13 protein-coding genes and 1 rRNA gene are annotated in these 20,123 nt (G+C 42.6%); 3 read left to right on the top strand and 11 right to left on the bottom strand.

The features are described from left to right. Positions 1-180 precede the first annotated feature (180 nt). The 4 genes from HC965_RS22200 to HC965_RS22185 form a co-directional block, all read right to left on the bottom strand. On the bottom strand, positions 181-807 hold the full coding sequence (locus HC965_RS22200; protein ID WP_191033521.1) for an outer membrane beta-barrel protein: 627 nt from the start codon (positions 805-807) through the stop codon (positions 181-183). A gap of 15 nt (positions 808-822) precedes the next feature. Further along, positions 823-1,458 (bottom strand): DUF4136 domain-containing protein, encoded by a 636-nt coding sequence (locus HC965_RS22195; protein WP_191033520.1) that lies wholly within the window; start codon positions 1,456-1,458, stop codon positions 823-825. Positions 1,459-1,684: 226 nt separating this feature from the next. After that, complete coding sequence (locus tag HC965_RS22190; protein WP_191033519.1) at positions 1,685-2,035, bottom strand: winged helix DNA-binding protein; 351 nt, start codon at positions 2,033-2,035, stop codon at positions 1,685-1,687. 34 nt (positions 2,036-2,069) lie between these two features. Beyond that, a complete protein-coding gene (locus tag HC965_RS22185; protein WP_191033518.1) occupies positions 2,070-4,511 on the bottom strand; it encodes an FAD-dependent oxidoreductase in 2,442 nt (813 codons plus the stop codon). A 131-nt stretch (positions 4,512-4,642) separates the two neighbouring features. On the opposite strand from HC965_RS22185, the gene HC965_RS22180 reads away from it, so the two are divergent. After that, the gene (locus tag HC965_RS22180) at positions 4,643-5,983 is read left to right on the top strand and encodes a sigma-54 dependent transcriptional regulator (RefSeq protein WP_191033517.1); all 1,341 of its coding nucleotides are present in this window, start codon (positions 4,643-4,645) and stop codon (positions 5,981-5,983) included. 168 nt (positions 5,984-6,151) lie between these two features. Here the strand turns inward: HC965_RS22180 and HC965_RS22175 are convergent, their stop codons facing one another. From HC965_RS22175 to HC965_RS22145, 7 genes are all read right to left on the bottom strand, one after another. After that, the gene (locus HC965_RS22175; RefSeq protein WP_191033516.1) at positions 6,152-7,375 is read right to left on the bottom strand and encodes a clostripain-related cysteine peptidase; all 1,224 of its coding nucleotides are present in this window, start codon (positions 7,373-7,375) and stop codon (positions 6,152-6,154) included. Positions 7,376-7,487: 112 nt separating this feature from the next. Next, positions 7,488-9,566 carry a hypothetical protein gene (locus HC965_RS22170; RefSeq protein WP_191033515.1) on the bottom strand — a complete coding sequence of 693 codons (2,079 nt, stop codon included), beginning with the start codon at positions 9,564-9,566 and terminating at the stop codon, positions 7,488-7,490. 61 nt (positions 9,567-9,627) lie between these two features. Continuing rightward, positions 9,628-10,704 (bottom strand): DUF6562 domain-containing protein, encoded by a 1,077-nt coding sequence (locus tag HC965_RS22165; RefSeq protein WP_223854985.1) that lies wholly within the window; start codon positions 10,702-10,704, stop codon positions 9,628-9,630. Positions 10,705-10,748: 44 nt separating this feature from the next. Then, the gene (locus tag HC965_RS22160) at positions 10,749-11,861 is read right to left on the bottom strand and encodes a DUF6562 domain-containing protein (RefSeq protein WP_223854984.1); all 1,113 of its coding nucleotides are present in this window, start codon (positions 11,859-11,861) and stop codon (positions 10,749-10,751) included. Positions 11,862-11,880: 19 nt separating this feature from the next. After that, entirely contained in the window at positions 11,881-13,191 is a 1,311-nt protein-coding gene (locus HC965_RS22155) for a DUF3575 domain-containing protein (protein WP_223854983.1), read from the bottom strand. Positions 13,192-13,466: 275 nt separating this feature from the next. Beyond that, positions 13,467-14,456, bottom strand: a complete 990-nt coding sequence (locus tag HC965_RS22150; RefSeq protein WP_223854982.1) for a site-specific integrase — start codon at positions 14,454-14,456, stop codon at positions 13,467-13,469. Between the two features lie 618 nt (positions 14,457-15,074). Beyond that, a complete protein-coding gene (locus HC965_RS22145; RefSeq protein ID WP_191033512.1) occupies positions 15,075-16,568 on the bottom strand; it encodes a Fic family protein in 1,494 nt (497 codons plus the stop codon). Between the two features lie 1,628 nt (positions 16,569-18,196). Here HC965_RS22145 and HC965_RS22140 point away from each other — a divergent pair. After that, positions 18,197-18,538, top strand: coding sequence for a hypothetical protein (locus HC965_RS22140; protein ID WP_191033511.1), 342 nt, complete (start codon positions 18,197-18,199; stop codon positions 18,536-18,538). Positions 18,539-19,936: 1,398 nt separating this feature from the next. After that, positions 19,937-20,123, top strand: a 16S ribosomal RNA gene (locus HC965_RS22135); the annotation flags it as partial.

Genomic DNA, 20,123 nt, shown 5'->3' with positions numbered 1-20,123 from the left:
AAGAAATAAGCAAGGAAAAATAGGCACGGATTACACGGATTTCACGGTTTCAATTAATTAAAAACCGTGTTATCCGTGTAATCCGTGCCTAAAAAAAGAAAGTAAAAGGTGGCTATATTAAAAAGACACCTTTTACTTTTTTTATTATTAACGTAATATTCTGATAGTTGCAATTCTTTTTTAGAAGGATACACCCAGGCGGAAGCCGAAGTTGCTCAAACCATCTACACTGTAATGCAGTACATCAGCCTTGTTGGTACCATAGCTGTAGTACAAAGCAAAGTGTAAGCCCGGTCCGTATACCCAAGGGAATACATTGACACCTATTTCAGGAGAAGCATAGAAGCCCCAGCTGTTATCTCTTGCTTCAAGCATATTGAAGTTAGAACGGATTTTAGCATATTCAGCACCCAACTTTGCACTGACGTAAGGCTGTACAGAACCGCCACGGTTCCATTGGTAACGTGCAGCAGCACCGAAAGGCAACTGGAACATAGTGTGTTGCTGGTCGGTAGTCACCTCGCCGGCACCCAGGTTGAATGTTTCGCGACCTACATATTCGTGGTTAGAGTGATAGTTTAGGAAGAGTCCCAAACCCAGGTTAGGAGTCACAAAATAACCACCTTCGAAGTTCATACCCCAACCGCTGGCTTTGTCAGCGAAGTGATTGCCTAGCGGGGCATTGAATTGCCAGTCAATATTGGCATAACCATTGTCGGATAACTGTGCCTTAGCCGGCATGGCGAAGGCGATGGCAATAGCCGCCAAGGCTACTACCTTGAAGTATATATTTTTTCTTGTTTTCATAACAGTTGTAGTTGTTTATTTGTTAGTAAGATAAGGTGACTGAACGAATGACTGGTTGACAGCTTCCACTGCGAGTGTGCGGTTGATAGCTTTGGAGCCAGTTTCGAATCCGGTCAGATAGCTTGTCCATACAACAGGCAGTTTGGCACTTGCACCTTGTTCTGCTTTCAGGTCTATCATTTCTGTCAGGAATGAGTTGGTACTATAACTGTAAGTCACAGCATACGGGTAGTACCATCCGCCACCCCAGTTTCCGCCCCAATAGCCAGGACCCCAGTAACCGGGATAACCCCACCACCATTCAGGTTGAGCATAACTGGTGAAATAATAAGTACTTGCAATGTAGCTCACTTGAATACCAAGGTCTGCACTTTCTTTGTCAGCAGCAGCTGTATAACCTCTGGCTTCCATGTTTTCTGTGTAAGCAGCCAAAATTTGTTCAGCGCCTTCTCCTTCGAGATACTCCAGTTCCTTGGTATCGTTGATAACCAGAATCTGTGGAGCCAGATAGAATGTAGGAACTTTGAAGTCAGCTTTCTTGTCGTAGTTAGTGTATACCAGATAATTGTCATCCAGCTTACCCATGTCCGGGTCTTTTTCGCAAGAAGCGAGTGCAAAGACCGCCAATAAAATAGGAATTAATTTCTTCATATCTTTATAATGTTTAGGTTATATAAAAATCATGCCCTGGTACCTTGGGGCTTTTGCTACAAACAACAAGAAAAAAATAAAAAGGTTCGCCTGAAAAATTATTTTGCCGGAAAATTAACATCTTTCTTTTCGCGGCTTCCATCAAAAAAGGTGAGCAATCTCCCCATCATCAGGCCGATTGCTCACCGTTTATTGTTTTACAGAAAATAAGTTGAAAATCCGTTTTTTAAAACAGAGGTTTTAATAATTCCGGTATCTCCACTTTGTCAAGTTCCAGTTCATTCACCCGTTGTTTCCCTGTCGGGGACAGATGAAAATACATTTGACGGCGGTCTTCATTTCCGAGGGTTCTGATGATTAACCCTTTTTCTTCCAGTATCCGGAGCATTTTCGATGTATGCGATGGGCTCAAGTCCGTTTGTTTTGACAGGTTGGTAGCCGTCATTCTCTCCGAAGAGCACTTGAGAGTACACAATATCATAGCCTCATTCAACGTTATCTGATAGACTTTTTCAAATGCAGATTCAAAGCTTGTCATGGCTCTGAACACATCACGCATTGCACATATTGTTTTCATATCTTATTTGAATATATTTTATTAGTTACTTCCGTTAAATAAACAGATTAACGTTGGCATTATCCGCTCGTTCCATATACGTTGCAACACCGCCGATGGTCACCTCGTCCAGGAGTTCTTCTTGTTTTACTCCCATCACGTCCATTGACATTTGGCAAGCAATAAACTCGACTCCGTTTTCCAAGGCTTGCTGACGCAGTGATTCAAGTGAGTCGATTCCCTTCTCCTGCATGATATACCGCATCATTTTTCCACCTATTCCGCCCATGCTCATTTTCGAAAGTTTTAGCTTCTTAGAGCTTGACGGCAGCATCATACCAAACATTTTTCCAAAAATATCTTTTTCCACTTTCGGCTTTTGCAACTTCTTGATAACGTTCAATCCCCAAAAGGTAAAGAAGATTGTAACTTTCTGTCCCGTGGCTGCTGCGCCGTTAGCGAGTACAAAGGTAGCTAAAGCTTTATCCAAATCATCACTGAACATGATAAAAGTTTTTCCTTTGCCCTCACAAGAAGTAACAATATTACATGATTTTGGTTCTCCTTTTTCTATAATAACGACAGATTTTCCTCCGGATGCCTCTTTTGAAATCAGTTGATTACCAGTCGAACTGCACCATGCGGCGGCGTCGCGCGGGAATCCCGGGTCGGTTGCCGTAATTTCCACCCGTTCGCCCGAAGCCAGTCCGTCCATTGTTTTCTTCATTTTCAGAATCGGGCCGGGACATTGCAATCCGCAGGCATCCACCCGAATTGTTTTGGCGGCTGCGATGGGAGCGGTAGAAGCGGCGGCTTCTTCCATTTCGCTACCATTATCTTCGTGTATAATAATAGGAGCAGTGGCAGCACGATACGTCTTGAGCCCGCCCGAAAGATTACGTACCTTCTCGAATCCGTGTTGTGTCAAGATGCGGTAAGCAAGATATCCCCGTACTCCGACCGCGCAGAAAGTATAAATCATCCGGTCTTTCGGCAGTTCCGTCAGCCGGTCTCGCAGCTCATCCAGCGGAATATTCACCGCACCCGGCAAAGTACCTAAAGCAAATTCATCCGAAGTGCGGACATCCAGCAGGAATTTGTTTTCCATCTCAATATCCCGCAACTCTCTCCAATAGACCGGATTCGTTTTACCGGTGATAATATCCTCGGCCACATATCCCGCAATAGCTACCGGGTCTTTGGCAGATGAGAACGGCGGCGCGTAAGCCTGCTCCACTTTCATCAGGTCGTAAATCGTTCCCTCGTGCTTGATGACAAGCGCCAGTTCGTCAATCCGTTTGTCAACCCCGTCATAACCGACTATTTGTCCGCCATACAATCGTCCCGTCTGTTTGTCGAAAGTAATTTTAATACTCATCGGCATGGCATCCGGGTAATATCCGGCGTGGGAAGACGGATGAATGGTAGACGACATATAATCAATCCCTTCCACCCGCAACCGCTTTCCGGGTAATCCGGTAGAAGCCACCGTCATATCGAAAACCTTTGCGATGGAAGTACCGATAGAACCTTCATAAGAAATCTTCGCTCCCAGTATATTATCAGCGGCAATACGTCCCTGACGGTTGGCAGGTCCGGCAAGATAGTTAAGCCAGGGCTTTCCGGTAATCGGATGGCGATATTCAATCGCGTCACCGATAGCATAAATAGATTCATCGGACGTCTGCAAATAATCGTTTACGGCAATACCGCCGGCTGGGCCGATAGTCAGTTCGGCAGCCCGTGCCAGGTTTGTTTCAGGCCGTACACCGATAGATAAAATAACAATATCGGCAGCAATGGACTGACCGTTCTTAAAAGTAACCTTCAACCCTTTTCCATCCCGCTCGAAAGAAGCCACTGCCTGCTCCAAATACAGATTGACTCCCTTGTCCATCAAATGCTGATGCACCAGTGAAGCCATTGAAAAGTCGATGGGAGCCATCACCTGATTACCCATTTCCACAATCGATACCTTCGCCCCCTGTGCGTGTAAATTCTCCGCCATCTCCAGCCCGATAAATCCGGCTCCTACCACCACCGCTCTCCGTGGCGCATGGCTGTTTATATATTCTTTGATTCTGTCCGTATCCGCCACATTTCTCAAAGTGAAGATTCCGCTCAGGTCTATTCCCGGCAGGGGCGGACGTACAGGGGAAGCCCCGGTCGATATTAGGAGCTTATCATAACTTTCTTCATATGTATCCTCACTACTTTGTCTCACAGTGACCGTCTTTCTTTTCCGGTCGATAAAAATCACTTCATTCTCCGTCCGGACATCAACGCGAAAACGTGTCGAAAATGCTTCGGGAGTCTGAACGAACAGTTTTTCACGCTCTTCGATGACTCCACCTATATAATAAGGTAAGCCGCAATTGGCATACGATATATACTTTCCTTTTTCCAAAAGGATGATTTCTGCTGACTCGTCTACTCGTCTGATTCGGGCAGCAGTGGTAGCCCCGCCTGCAACGCCTCCGATAATGATAACTTTCATATATTTATTAGTGTAAATAGTTTCCTAAGGAAATAACAAAGTGTATAAGTAAAATGTTCATGGATTCGTTGAAAAAACTTATATTTGCACACCCTGTTTTTCATTCTTCTATTTTATTTTAGGTAAATTATATGAGTAAAGTTCTTATTATTGACGATGAAGTTCAGATTCGCAGCCTTTTGGCTCGTATGTTAGGGCTCGAAGGTTATGAAGTATGTCAGGCAGGTGATTGTAAAGCTGCTCTGAAACAACTGGAAGTCCAGTTGCCCGACGTGGCTTTATGCGATGTTTTTCTTCCCGACGGAAACGGTGTTGACCTGGTATTGACTATCAAAAAAACAGCTCCCAACGTTGAAGTGATTCTGCTTACCGCCCACGGCAATATTCCCGACGGCGTGCAGGCAATCAAGAACGGCGCATTTGATTATATAACGAAAGGAGATGATAACAATAAGATTATCCCCTTGATAAGCCGTGCCGTAGAAAAGGCGAAAATGAATGTCCGCCTGGAAAAGCTGGAGAAGAAAGTCGGTCAGATGTATTCGTTTGATTCTATCCTGGGTGAATCGAAAGTCCTGAAAGAAGCAGTCCTGCTGGCACAAAAGGTATCTGTGACAGATGTTCCCGTATTGCTGACCGGCGAAACCGGAACGGGAAAAGAAGTCTTTGCACAGGCCATACATTATAACAGTAAACGGAGCAAACAGAATTTTGTAGCCGTCAATTGTTCCTCTTTCAGCAAGGAACTGCTGGAAAGCGAGATGTTCGGGCATAAGGCGGGTTCATTCACCGGTGCATTGAAAGATAAGAAAGGGCTTTTTGAAGAAGCCAACAACGGCACCATCTTTTTGGACGAAATCGGCGAAATGGCTTTTGAACTGCAAGCCAAATTACTGCGTATCCTTGAAACAGGCGAATATATAAAGATAGGCGATACCAAACCGACACGGGTAAATGTGCGCATCATAGCCGCTACCAACCGCAACTTGCAGGAAGAAATCAAAGCCGGACGCTTCCGCGAAGACTTGTTCTACCGCCTTTCGGTATTTCAGGTACATCTGCCATCGCTTCGTGAACGTGCAGGAGATATCCGGATTCTGGCTAACGCTTTCGCCAAAAGTTTCTCTGAAAAACTCTCATATACAGTCAGTGAAATGACTCCCGCTTTCCTGGAAGCCCTGGAACAACAACCCTGGAAAGGAAATATCCGCGAACTAAGAAATGTCATCGAACGCAGCTTGATTGTTTGCGAGGGTGGACGACTGGATGTCTGTGACCTGCCTTTGGAGATTCAGAATACTCATTATGAATGTTCGGACGATACGGCAGGCGGGTTTGAACTGGCAGCGATGGAACGCAGGCATATCGCCCGCGTATTAGAATACACCAAAGGGAATAAAACGGAAACTGCCCGCTTGTTGAAAATCGGGCTTACTACACTATATCGGAAGATAGAGGAATACAAAATTTGAATATCTATCATACAAAGAACGGGACATTCATTAAAAAATGAATGCCCCGCGCTTCACAGCGCAGAGCATTAGCATACAAACAAACAAAAATAAAACACGGTGTGGCATTAGGGGTGACAGTCCCTGATAGCTAAAGTGGGAATCCCTGAACGCTTTCCTGGGAATTAGCTATTGGTATACCGTCCCACACCATGTAGTTTGTGTGTATCCTTGATTTGCATACAAGAAATCTCTTTGTGGCACATAACAGCTCAATCCGCTATGTGCATGTATCGTGAAGCCATATGCCAGTCCCGGAAGGAAGCTTGGCGTAGCGGCTGAATAGGTAACAATGCTCTTCCATAAGCCATCCACATACGTGCTTAGCGCAGGATTGGCCGTCAGCAATGCTTCTTTAAGGTCGAAAAACAGATGCCATTTGTTGCGGTTAAAACACTGTAAGGCAGAAATTGTTTCGGCATCCGGCTCCCAACGCAGGAAAGCGGCACGGGCAAGCTGTGCCAGTTCTTCCAAATGCCCGGTTCGCACAACGCTGATAGTAGCCGAGCGATAATCGCCCGTTTTGCTATCCCATGTATTGAAGTAGGCTTGGGCAAACTTCTCCAGTCCGGGCGTTGGCTGAAAGAGATAGGACAGGGCGGACGGATACACTTCCGTCATTCCCGGACTTACGATTTCCGTAGGAGAAGCAATGATAGCTTCCGTCTTGTCTTTCAGTTCATAAGCCACCTCAACGCTGCCCATATAGCAACCTTCAAAAAGAATAAAATCCCATTTCTTATTACCGGGCAGGGGAAGGGTAGCGGCAAAATCCGTCAGTTCCATCTCACTCTCCCCGTCGGTACAAACACTGCGCGTACTGCGACGGGAAGATTCGATGTCTTCTTTTTCTAAATTCTCTCCTTTGTAAGGTTCTTCCAAACCGCCTGCCGGCAACCATGCAGATCCATGTGAAAACAGAATTAATCCGTAGCTTGAGGCGGAATAGTTTTTCAAAATGTCGTTCAACACTTGCTCCATGACCTCTGCCGAAGCGGAGTTTTGTGTCGTATAAGTTTTCAATATCTGCCGAGGGTTTTCAGTGTCGGCACTGATTTCCATCAGTTGGGGTGATACATGTTTGCGGTCATAATAGATAAATAATCGGTTTTGCGAATAATCCGCTGAAAGAAATCCGACAGTAAGCGCTGCTATCTTTTGCTCAATCTCTGACGACAGACTGTTGTCTCCGGCAAGATAGGCTATGATAATACGTTGCGTTTCTTTTTCCGGTTGAGGGGTGATGGGATAGAAATACCCCTCATTGCTGCATGAACTGAATAACAGGCAGCAACAACAAAAGAAAAATAACCGGTAACGGATAAATAATACTATGTGAAGAAGATATTTCACCAATAACGAGTTTGTTTGTAGCTTGAATCAGAGATAGGAAAATATAGCCGGGTAAGGCTATACGAGGAGACAATACCCGGCTATGATTGTTGAGATAAAAAAGTGGGAATGATTAATATACAGCTACTGAAATATTACTCCAGTTGCTACCTTCGTATCCTGAGTACATATCTTTGATGTTTTGGCTGTCATATACTAACTTGCAATCAGCTCCTGAATCAGCAAATAAAGGACCGAATACAGTGCCAGCTTTCTTAATAGTCAAAGTTTTACCGTTCTTCATTGTCAACTTGTAGTCTGCAACGCCGTTACCATCATTATCTACGTAAGGCAATGAACCACCGTTAACTGTAGTGTTTACGCTAGAGTTAAAGTCTTTGAATGTACCGCCGCTGATAACAGCTTTTGCAGTATCTTCAGAACCAATAACTGTAACCGTGCTGTTGTATTCTCCGCCATTGAATGTAGCAGTTTCTTCAACAGTGATGGCTACTGAGTTGTATGTAGTTCCTGCGAAAGTAACATTTTTCGCTTTGATAGTTGTCGGCCAACCGTTTGATACAACTTTTTCGATAGTAACGTCAGCAGTGCTAGTCACTTCAAATTTTTGGATGCTAGGCAAATCTAAAGTAATGTTATTGCTCAAACCTTCCAGGATAATGTCCTGTCCGTCTTTGGTCAATGTCAACTTAATGTCGTTAGTAACATTGCCGGTCAGGTCAGAGAAATCGGCCGGGTTAGGAATATCCGTACCGCTCATGTTGATAACCGGTTTAGTCTCATCAGCAGCAGAAGACAAGTTTTTCATAGCCACGAGGTCATCAATAACCTGGTCGAAGTTATCTTTGTTGATACCTGTGATATCGATAGAGATAGCCTTACCGTCATCACCGCGTACCACTACAACATGCGCGCCGTTTACGTCACCTTCAGGAATGAAGTGGTCGTCCGTACTTTGCTTTTTGTCATCGTCAGTAATTTCTACTGTTTCAGTACCGCCTGTGAACTCATCAACGATAGTAACTGTACAGCTATATGCCTTATACAGATTCATCTTGATGATGGTGTGAGCATTTGTTCTTACAGGAACATTGCTTGCGTTACGAACAGCTACCAATTTGAGTCCGTCAGCTACTTCATTGATAGTAGTCAGTTCAGCAGCAGCCTTAGTAAACTCAGTCGCCACCAGTTGGTCTACATTGTAACCTTTGAAGCTCAAAGAGTAAGTAGCATCTTTGCCTGCTTTTTCAGGGATAACGTAGTTCAGGTCGAAGATAGGATAGTATTTATCACCATCTTTGTGCCATTTCACACCATTGACATCATCAGAAGTGCTGGTAGCAGAAGCCACGTCAAACGGACGGTGGAAGTAATTCTTAGTAGTCGGAGTTGCCGAAACCGGAGTCTGCGTCAAAGCATTGTAACCAGTTGACAAGTTAGTAACTTCCATTCCCAAGTGCTCAAGAATATTCTCTTCACCAATGTTGTTCAAAGCGTCAGCCCATTCAGTCTTGTTGTCATAGTCAGTCAAAATCAAGCTGATCTTGGCGAACTTACGGGTAGCTGTGATAGGAATTGCAGTTGTGATACTGTTATTTTCTGATCCCTCTGCAATATTATAAGTACCGTCTGCGTTCACGGTGAACTTGATAAGTCCGGTGTAAGCGTCGCGGGCTTCAGGAGTTTCGATGATAGGCATCATACCCTCTGTGAATTCCAGTTCGGAAACATTAGCCAGGTTTTCAGTCTTCCAGTAATAGTCGTTGCGGTTTTCAGTGCTTGAAGAAGTCACCGATTTCGGAACGAAGTCAACCCATACCACAGCCGTGTAGCTGTTACCTGCTGCCAGGCGGAATTCAGGAAGATCAATATCGTTGCCGCTGGGAGCTTCTGTCAATACAGTTCTTACCTGCGTGTATGGAGATGTCCCTCCATTAGCGAATATCTGCAAAGTTGCACGTACATTCACTGCATCAATCATTTCTGTGTCGGAATCTTTCCAGTTAGACCATCCACCTTTTGAGAAATCCGTACCCGCATAAGTACTGATCGCATTCCCCATGTTAATTTTGAACGCTACAGGCGTCTCCTCACCTGTCACAACCTGTTGGTTGTCAACAAATGCATCATCACCGCACGCCGTCATCATAGCTGTTGCAGCTATTAACGACCAGAATAAACTTTTTTTCATGCTTTAAAAAATTGGTTAATAATAAAAATGTGTCACTGTTTTGTTATAATAGAAAGAAATTTTACGGACGATATTCTTTGAATGTCAATGGATATACACTTTCGCTTCCTTCCTGTTCCTCTGTCGCTCCTTTGATTAACAGCATATAATTCGGATTGGGCAGATTGATCGAGATAGAAGAATAATCCGGCGCGCCGCTTCCATACCGTTTGAATGTCACCGGAGTACTGCCTGATGCTGTTTCTGCCGAAATGTAGAAAGATAAAGGAATGACATCCGCCATCGGTACAGGTACTATCAGATAATCATGCAACGCAAATGTCCTGTCAAAGGAAGAAACCTCTTTGGGATAAAGCGATTCGAGATTTGTCCTTCCTCCTGAAGCCTCTCCCGTCCATACATTAAATTGAGTATATAATGCGCTTCCCGTTTCATATACGATTCGGACATTCTTCAGACCTTCTGTCCATGCAGCGCCACTCTCGTCAGTCAACTTCACCCACGGGAGAGATACTTTCACGAACGGACGTCTCAACTTGATAGAAGTCAGCTTCTCCTCGTCGCCTTCCTTTATATCTCCATTCACTTCGATGGTGAAAGATTCGGATTGTCCGGCATAAGCATCCTCTATATTCATGTCGTTGGCAGCCGCTTCTGCATGAACTGTTCCGATTGTCTCGATGAGGCGTATGTCGCTCAACCCCTTCGAAGTATTGTATATCAAGTCAGTTACCGTTCCTGCCGCGATATAATCAGCCCAGCAGATAGCCTTGTACGTATCATTGGGCGCCAATCGTATGTCCGGGAAAGTGATAGCCCCGGTCAGTCCGCTGTTATCGTCGATAAATTGCTGGGACTGTGCTACGCGCAGGTTCGTTGTCGTCGAATACACTTCGATTTTGCAGCGCAGGCGATACCCCGCAGGTACTTGCTTGTCGCCGCCGGCACGGGTGATTACGCCGTAGTCCGTTGCCGCTTCCGGTTCGTTCGCAGCCTTAGTATCAACTGTTGCCAGTATGGAAACGCTGGTTTCCGGAGATTCAGCCGGCCCTATATTCAAGGGCGACTCGTTGGTGCATGCCGCAGTGAGAAACGACAGACCGAAACATACTATCCGGAAATACTTCTGGTGATTCATAAGCCTATATTTTTTCATCTTATTCTATCCTTAAAAATTATTCATTAATCAGGTATCACTATTTCTATTATTTCTTCGAAATCATCGTCGATACCCGGTGAACTGGGCTTGCGAACGGTCAGGAATGCGCCATATACCAATGTATGTTTGTTGCGTTGCATACGTATCTCCGCGTTTCCGCTTTTGTGTATGCTGCTTCCGTCTGCTGCGTGAGTTTCTACTATAATGTTATAATAGTTGTCTGTTCCGTCGCCCGGACCTATAAAGATGAGGTCTTCCGCCAATTTGTATTCTTTCCCTTCCGTATGCACACTTACAGGATGCTCGAATGTCGCACCTGATTGTGAACCGTTTGCCACCTGGCGGAAAGTGTCGAACATCGGCGGTATCCACATCTGATAATTCACTTTGGCAGTATGCGGTTCCGGTGCATCGGCTCCCATTTTCTCAAAATACTCTTCCATATCGTTGGAAATCACCGTATATGTGCCGAAGGGGCGCAATAGTTCCAGTTCTTCCGTGAAGTCAAGGGCGTTCGAGTGGGAGTGGGGCACTCCGTATCCGCTGTAATCCCAGGTAGTACTTCCGCTGAAAGCGTCTTTGGTAGATCCCGCGCCAAACGGTTCCAGCATCTTCACGCTGCTTAGTGAAGTCACGTCAAAGTAAGGATTCGTAGTTTGTCCGCTTGCCAGCGGCTCTGCCCATGCCAGTACGGCTATCTTTTCGGCCGGAAGGTCTACACTGACTTTATGGCTGTTGCTGCCTTGGTTCAGTGTGCCGCCGTTCACAATCTTGCGTTCCAACTGCGTTTTCAATCTACCGTCATCATCCATTGTCCAGAATTCCAGCACATACCTCACTGATACAGTGCTTACGGTACGTGTGTAATTCGAATAAATCGGTTCATTGTCCCACGCCGTGTTGAACTTGAGCGTCAGTTGGGTGTGGCAGATGTGCGGATGCGCATCCAGGTAACAAAGGTCTTTCTTCTCACACGAACTCAGCAGTAGCAGGGAAAGTATGAACAGTGCCGCCGCAGATGCGGAAATCATCGTCACCAACCTTTTATGTCGCATCGTCTCCTTCCGGTTTCCCCATTCAGACACGTTATATTTGTTATATAAATCCATAGTTTCAGTATCTTTTTCTGTTCTCATAATCAGGTCCTCCTATGATTTAAAATCTCCAGACGAGTGAAGCCTTGATTTTGCTTGGTCCCCAATAGTTCTTACCCTTATGTTGCTTGAATGCGTTGCACGGGTCATACCAGAAATACTTGTCATATTTGAGACGGTTGTATCCGGCAGAAATTCCGAGGTCGAAATAAAGGCAGTCGAAACGGTTGAACTTGAAGATATATCCGTAAGAAACACCCAGTCCGCGGATATTACCCTGACGTCCCGTACTTCCGAATTTCACGTCATATTCGCCATATAGCCCGTATAGTCCCCAGTAAGAACCCTGGAAAGAACGGTCGTCACGTATGTACATGCGCACTTCCGGCGATACGGACGCTACGTTGTAGCTGTTCCCTTTTGCTTTGCTGTCCTTCAGCCAGCGGTATGCGCCTTCTACGGCAATAGAATAGCGGTTGCCGAGATACGCTTCCAGCTCGATGTTCGGAGTGATAAGCGCGGCCCACGAAGCGAGGTTGGTTTTGATAGCCATAAATGGCGGTTCGCACCGGCAAGGCTCCGGCTCCTGTACTACCGGTTTCTGCGGAGTCCTCTTCACCGTGTCCACTTCTACCACTTTTATCTCTTCCTTCACTACGGGCGAAGCGACCACAGGCACTATTCTTAGTAACTGCACACTGCTTGCGCTTCTCAGTTTAGGATAGAAAGTATTCAGCATATAACGGTAAGCACCGCCGGGCAGCTTCTTGAGGGCGATTTCCGGGTCTACTCCTTCGGGCGTGTTGTTGAGAATATCCAGTATGCGGGCTTTTTCCTTCATATCACTCTTTTCGACCATGACACGCAGCTCGTTCCAGTTCTCGCCGCCTGCCACAACTTCAAACAAGCTGGGGGCGAGTCCCGTTTTAGCTACCAGATAGTCCTTCAGCACATCTGCTCTGGCCTCACTTAGCTTCATGTTCAGTGCTAACGGACCTTCGGGAGATGCATATCCGATGATGCGGATGTGGTCGATGACGTACTCATTTTTGTCTATAATCTCTTGTACTCTGTCGATACATCGTTGTAGAGTACCTCTGTTGCCGTTGTACTCCAAGTCAAGATTGCTCTTTCCTGTTTTGAAATGGATGTACCAGGCTTCCGGATCCTTTGTCAGTGAGTCCGTCGGGAGTATTTGCCCCCATGCGGCACACGTCAGAAGAATACTTCCGGCTAATAGGCATAGCTTTCGTCTTAAATATTCCATACTGGTTTTAAATTTTTGTTTCTCCGTAGTGTGCGCCGTTACTTTGTAGGTAACGGCACGTGCCGTCCCAGGCAGGCGGAAGCGTCCCCTGAACGCGGTTGGCATGAATAAAAATACAAAAGGAGAATCGCGCCACTGTGAGCACAGTTGCGAACGTTGAGTTTTCGTATCCGAACGCTGGATACGACTGGAATATTTATGCGATAAAGTTGCTTGGTTTACTTTGGAAGAGTTTTCATTTTAGCAAATACTTTGCTTTTTTATAAAAACCTGCAAAAAAAATGTTAGTTTTGTTTTCTTATTTCAAAATCAATCTTTATATTTGTCGAATCTTTTGTGTACCGTTACCTACAAAGTAACGGATTAGCTAAATAATTGAATTACAGCAATGTAGTTGCTAAATATTGATTTTTGCATCCCTTCTCCGCTTCTTTTTTTATGTAAGAGATAATCATACTATTTGTCTTATCTATTTCCTTTTGTTCAAAGGCTTTTAAGTATGTTTCGGTCACTTTCACGGAAGAGTGTCCCAAAGCGTTGCAGATGATTCCTGTTGCACATTTCTTTTGATAGGCTGTTGTCGCCCATGTGTGGCGGGCAGTATATGAGGATAGTTTTTCTCCGAGATTCATCCTTCTTGAAAGTTCGTTTAGTCTTCTGTTGAACCCTCTCAATATGGCTTGATACAATCTGTATTCCTCTTTGCTGCCGAAACCGTTCGCGTTCTGCATTCCCGGAGCATCCGGCAAGATAGACAATAAATAAGGTGACCTGGGATTGCGGTTGGCCAACTGGTTGATAAGCCGCATTGCTTCAGGAGTCACGTTGACGGTGATTACCCGCCCGGTTTTTTGTCTCTTATAAATAAGGATATTCCCATGCAGGTCGCATTTCCTCAACCGGGCAAGGTCGATGAACGGCATTCCCCTTAACAAGAAAAGGAGTACGAACCATGATTGTGCTTCCCGCAAAGAGGGGAGTGTTTGTCTGGCAACAAGGATGTTTCCCATATGTCCTGCTGTCAGCGCGCGTTTTGTGTCTGCCCGCACTCCTGTATATACGGTGTCGAACAAACCTTGTTTCCATTTAATTCGTCTTTCTTTGGTAGCCCTGTGATAAATAGCCCGTAGCATACGCATATAAGTAGATACGGTATTCATGCTAAGCATATTCTCCAATAAGTATCGCTCGAAACCCTGCAAAGGTGCCGGAGCGAAAACTTTATCCAATTTCATCGCACCCTTTTGTTTGCTATGCCAATATTGTGAAATAGCATTCAGAGTACTTTGATAAACGTGGGCTGTCCCATACCGCCCCTCGCTTTCCAGTCTTAGTATGACTGTCTCCATAAAACTTTTTAAATCATTCATAATTCCTTTGTTTTTTATCTATTAAAAACTGAAGGAAGAAATAATTGGCATAGGCTACTTGTTTGCTTGTTTGTGTAATCTTTGCATTTCACGGTCTTGTTTTAACCGTTATTTTTGTTTCTTGTACGTAAAATCGGCATTCTTGTATATATGCCGATATTTTAGCATGTCAACCGATATTCTTGTATATATACCGATGCCCTTGTATGCAAAACCGATATTTTTGTTTGTTTTTTAGTCTTACGCCCTTTTTCCTTCCATTCCTCAAAGATAAGCCCGAATTGAAATATGGGAGTTTTCAATTTGGATTTTTGTATTTCTATATGTATCATTCTGATTTTTAGACTTTTTGTTTCCCGACATATACTTGCTTTTGGAAGCTGTGAAGGGTCATTTGTGTCATTTTTTACGATGATTAGTTTCGACTTCTGCAACAACTTGTTTTGTTTTATTACGAAAAGTGGAAACCTCGTTTCGAACCGGAATCTTAGTATGTACTTTTTATGTGATATAAGTGGTAATATAGGAACACACTCTACGCCTTCTACAGGAGGCATGTATTAATTATTGAGCGTCTGCTCTGGACTGAAACAGCCAACCGGTATTAGCGAAAGACAATTATAGGCTATCGGGTAATTTGTTTAGATTGAGAATATTTTCTTCCGGGTCTGCAAAAGCATTCATTTCGTATAGAAACGTTTTCATTGCATTCAAATCTTCTCCATATAGCGCAGAACTGAATCTTTGAACTTTCAACATGGCGTTGATGTACACGTTCGGATCATTTTGTCGGGTAAGTTTGCGAAGAGACAACAAATAGTCATTACGAAAAACGGTAGGTATAATGATTTTGGATTCGTTTGCAACCGATAGTTCCGCATTCATCATTACGCGGGCAATACGCCCATTTCCATCGTTGAAAGGATGTACTTCGCTAATCATAAACATAATGAATAATGCCTTCGCAAAAGGCGTTTGCAGAGCCTGATAATACTCAAATCCTTTCAGTAAAGTACCTCTGGCAAGAGTAAAATCAACAAAATTGGTATTTCCTGCCCGGTTATTTTGCATTTTGAACATGCCGGGCATTTTACTTTGTCGTGCGGACAACATAATCCGGTGCCTGGATTGCAGAATCTGAATCAATTCCTCTGCCGATCTTGGTACTATTGCCATTTCCCGCTTGTTTGATACGATATAGAACGTACCTAAAACATCGTGTGAATCTTCATTACGGGCTTCCATCGGCTGATTGGTTTCTATGATTCGTTGTGCGTCTTCCACTTCGAACTCTGTCCCTTCTATATAATTGGAAAAATAGCTCTCGAAAAACGCAAAATTCCGATAGGCACGTTCTGTTGTATTTTTATCCGGATAAGATTTGAATTCCATTTGCTGAAGAGCAGCGAACAAACTCCCAAATAACTCATAGCGTTCTGGGTCATAAGGTTCCCCAAAAGCACGGGCTGCCGCCAAAGGGGATTTTAAAATTTGGGCAGGGTGGGTCGCAAGTAATGCACTGATAATTGTATTCAATTTTTCAAATTCAGGTTCCATATTCAAAACGGAGGCTACTTCCCGTGATTTATCCCGCAATTTATTGATAGCAGTTTCTCCATTTGTACGAATGATGATCTCTAATTTTTCTTCTATGGTCTGTTGCGTCAATGTTTTAGACTCATCTCCTTGCTTTCTGGATACTTGCATGTTTTCCAAAAAAGCTCTTTCCGGTCGGGACAGATACAATCCTTCAATAAACGGAGTGTCTTCCGGCATCCCACCTTTTCCTTCCATCAAATGAATGGTGATACCCGGCAAAGAAATGTTTTTCGTATAAGAATAAGTCAAAAAAATATGTCCGCTGGGGGTGGGTTTAAATTCAAAAGCCGACCTGTGGCTGATGACAGCTTGAGGATATAGTTTCCCTAATAGGATGAAAATGTTTCTCCTGATAATATTCTCAGGCTGGTCAGTCAAGTTTGATGTGTAAATCTTAGGTGCTATTTTTCTTATGACACCTTCTTTGACAAGTTTGGCTATACGTTTTGATTCCGCTTTATCGGAAGATGAAAACAAAAGTTCCTGTAACTGTATTCGGCGATTTTTTTCCATTATAAATCACTATTTCTGCAAAAGTAGGTAAAATTTTCTATTATAACAGGGTAAATGGGCGATTTTTGTCGATTATAACTTATATCCTTATAAAATGCCAAGTATTTAAAGTTTGATAGAAGAAAACCTATGGATGGAATGAGAATATAAGAGATAAAGTCATTGGTATTGAAAAAATATAGAAAATGATAAGGTGTAATGGTTATTGAGCGTTCACCTTGTGTCTTGTTGTTATTCTACTAATCCACTAGAGTGGATTTGTCATTTTCATCTCTCATACTCTCATTGATTATAGATAACTAAATGGTAATCAGCTAATAATGAAATGAGAGATAAAATTATAAATGGTATCTCTCATTATTTTCTACTCATTTTGACGGAAAAATGTGTGTCTCTCATCGTTTTTTGTTCTATTATTATGTATCTCTCATCAAAAACTTCTCATCAAATACCTTTCGTCAAATACCTCTTCATTCCTCATCAAATTCTTTTTCATCTTTCATGCTATTTCGGATTATATTTCTTTCTTTTTCAGTTTATTGCTTAATCATCTGTACTTAACCGCTTGCTCGTATGTAATATACCTTTAGATTCTATGTTTTCTCCTAATCATTGTCGTATTTTTAAGGCGATATCTATATCGTTCCACTCGAGTGAACGGTTCTGTGCACTCCAGTGCATAGTTCTATCCACTCTAGTACACAGAATTGTGCACTAGAGTGGAACGGTTTGAATATCGGTACAAAAACACAAGGATACCTGCTCTATGAGGTGTGGATACCTGCTCTTTATTCTATTGTGATACGGTAAATGAGCCTCTATTTGCCATGAACCGTAGACTAATTTCAGCGGATTTCATCATTTCGCCATATGAAACCTGCATTATTCTATCAACGCATATCAATCGGATAATGATAAGTAGTAGAATTTTCATTCTCGTCTTTGGGGCTGAATGAAAGCATCCAATGATAGCAAATTCTATCTTGGCCTCTTCTAAAATCTTCAAAATATAGTTTTCTCTATGAGAAATAGCTTGAAATAGAATGAGAGATACATAATAATCGGGTAAAAAGCGATGAGAAGCACATTGTTTTCAATCAAAATGAGTCGAAAATGATGAGAGATGCCGTTTTTTATTTTATCTCTCATTTTGTTATTTGTTGATTATCATCTAATTAGCTAAAATTAATGAGAGCATGAGAGATGAAAATGAAAAATACGTTTTAGTACAGCTAAGCCGATTTTACTAAATAGAACGAATTAAACTCGGCGATTCATTTCTTTGTCAATATTGTTTGCCTGATAAATATTTATTGCTACTTTTGTCGTAGTTTACTTTCTAGCGAAGAAAGTAGGTTTTTAATAATTTTATTGAGAACGGTTATTTATTGCATTCTATATAAAAAATCGGCTAATTTTTTCACGAAAAGCAATAAGTGACGGGTCTCGCGCATCTTTTGTATATATAACCTTGTTATATACCCAATTGAGCGTGGGACTATCACTTGTGTTCGTGAAGGGTCTTAGCCGATACCTTATATAGGCATGAGTAGATAGTTCCTGCGCTCTCTTTTTATATATAACCCTCGCACCATCGGGAACTGATGCGTCAAACAAAACTAAAAGCGATGGATATTGATTTTAAAGAAAACATCATCCGCTTGATGCAGCATCCTGTCATGCATAAGCCAATAAGTGAACTGACTAGTTGCGAGCAAAGCCAGCTTTATGAAATACTGGACAACCTGGTTGAATCTTCAATGAATGCATCCTACACCCAAATAGACTACATTCAAATGTCCCGTCTTTGTTACGCTCTTGCCGAGTTATCCTATGTAATGTGCAGTAATCCTGAACGCATAATCCATCATTTTCGTGATTCTTTGGACTGTCTTTCCAAAGGTGGCATTGACTTGAGTCTAAATAAATGGACTGAACTGGTTAATTTACGTCAATCTGCGGAAAGATGAAAAATTGAACCGATTTGAGATAGCACTGAATGAATTCAATAAATCCAATAGTTTGAATTAAATCTGAGTAGAACTGCGTTAATCGGATAAAATCATCTGTGTACGCCGGATTGATTATCTTGTCGTATTGTCGTATGACCGGGTAATGAAATAGTTCTCATGATCCTACCAGCTTTTCTGCATGGAGAGTTCTCAACTCTACTAATTGCTTGTGAAAGTGGTTTTTAGAATTGTCTCCTAGAGAGGATGCTCATTTCCCCATACGAGCATCCTCTTGCTTTTTTATCGACATTTATAAAACTTCTTTTCTAGTTGAGCTTGATACGAGCATCCTCTTGCTTTTTTTATCGTCATTAATGAAACTTCTTTTCTAGTTGAGCTTGATACAGCATTCTCTTACTTTTTTATCGGCATTTATAAAACTCCTTTTTTAGTTGAGCTTGATACAGCATCTTCTTGCTTTTTTATCGACATTTATAAAACTCCTTTTTTAGTTGAACTTGATACGGCATCCTCTTGCTTTTTTTATCGACATTTATGGAACTCCTTTTTTAGTTGAGCTTGATACAGTATCCTCTTGCTTTTTTTTATCCTTATCGCTGTTTTCTTACCTCTATTTCTACTATTCCTTTCTCCCTTCAGTCTTTTTTTACCTCTCTTTCTCCTTTTTCCCTTTCATTCTTTAGAAAAAAGATGTTTTTTTCTTCCAGCTATTTATTTCCTCGCGCGCGCATTACGCGCACACGTGAATATAATAATGTGTACTCCCTTACCCGTTCCCGCACACACTTCACCTAATATTAAAAAATATGTTCTACAACACCCTTATCGTTCAACGAGTTAGCATAAGCATTCAAAAATAATTAGAAAAAAGAGTTGAATATATTTGGAGTGTATCCCAAAAGGGACTACTTTTGCACCCGCTTTCCAAGAGAAGGAAGCCTTGACAAAATGACTTAGTGATAAAGCGTAGGACGGCTTAATAATAAGAACAAAAAAACTTCCGATAAAGTTTGGAAGATATAACTTAAAGTTCTTATCTTTGCAGTCCGATTCGCAAAGAAAACGGTTTATCTTTTCTTAATTAATTATTCTTTCCCTTTCGCAAAGAGAGCCTGAGAAACGAGTTGAAAAAGAAAATAAAAAAACTTCCGAAAAAGTTTGGTAGTTAAAATTAAACCTCTTACCTTTGCACCCGCTTTTGAAACGAAAGCAACAAGTTCTTTGAAATATTGATAAACAATACAAGTAGTACAAGTTAAAAAATAGAACCGTCAATACTTGTTTCAAGCGTAGCAATACAAATGAAACTTAGGTATTAGAAAAGAGTCAATAAATTTTGTACGGCATCCTGAGCAGAGCAAAAACCATCCTTAATGGATGATTAAAATAACTTTTACAATGAAGAGTTTGATCCTGGCTCAGGATGAACGCTAGCTACAGGCTTAACACATGCAAGTCGAGGGGCAGCATTTTAGTTTGCTTGCAAACTAAAGATGGCGACCGGCGCACGGGTGAGTAACACGTATCCAACCTGCCGATAACTCGGGGATAGCCTTTCGAAAGAAAGATTAATACTCGATAG

The organism is Bacteroides sp. GM023 (assembly GCF_014750685.1).
Taxonomy (GTDB): domain Bacteria; phylum Bacteroidota; class Bacteroidia; order Bacteroidales; family Bacteroidaceae; genus Bacteroides.
Note: the sequence above shows the minus strand (reverse complement) of the source record. Positions and strands in the feature narration are given on the sequence as shown.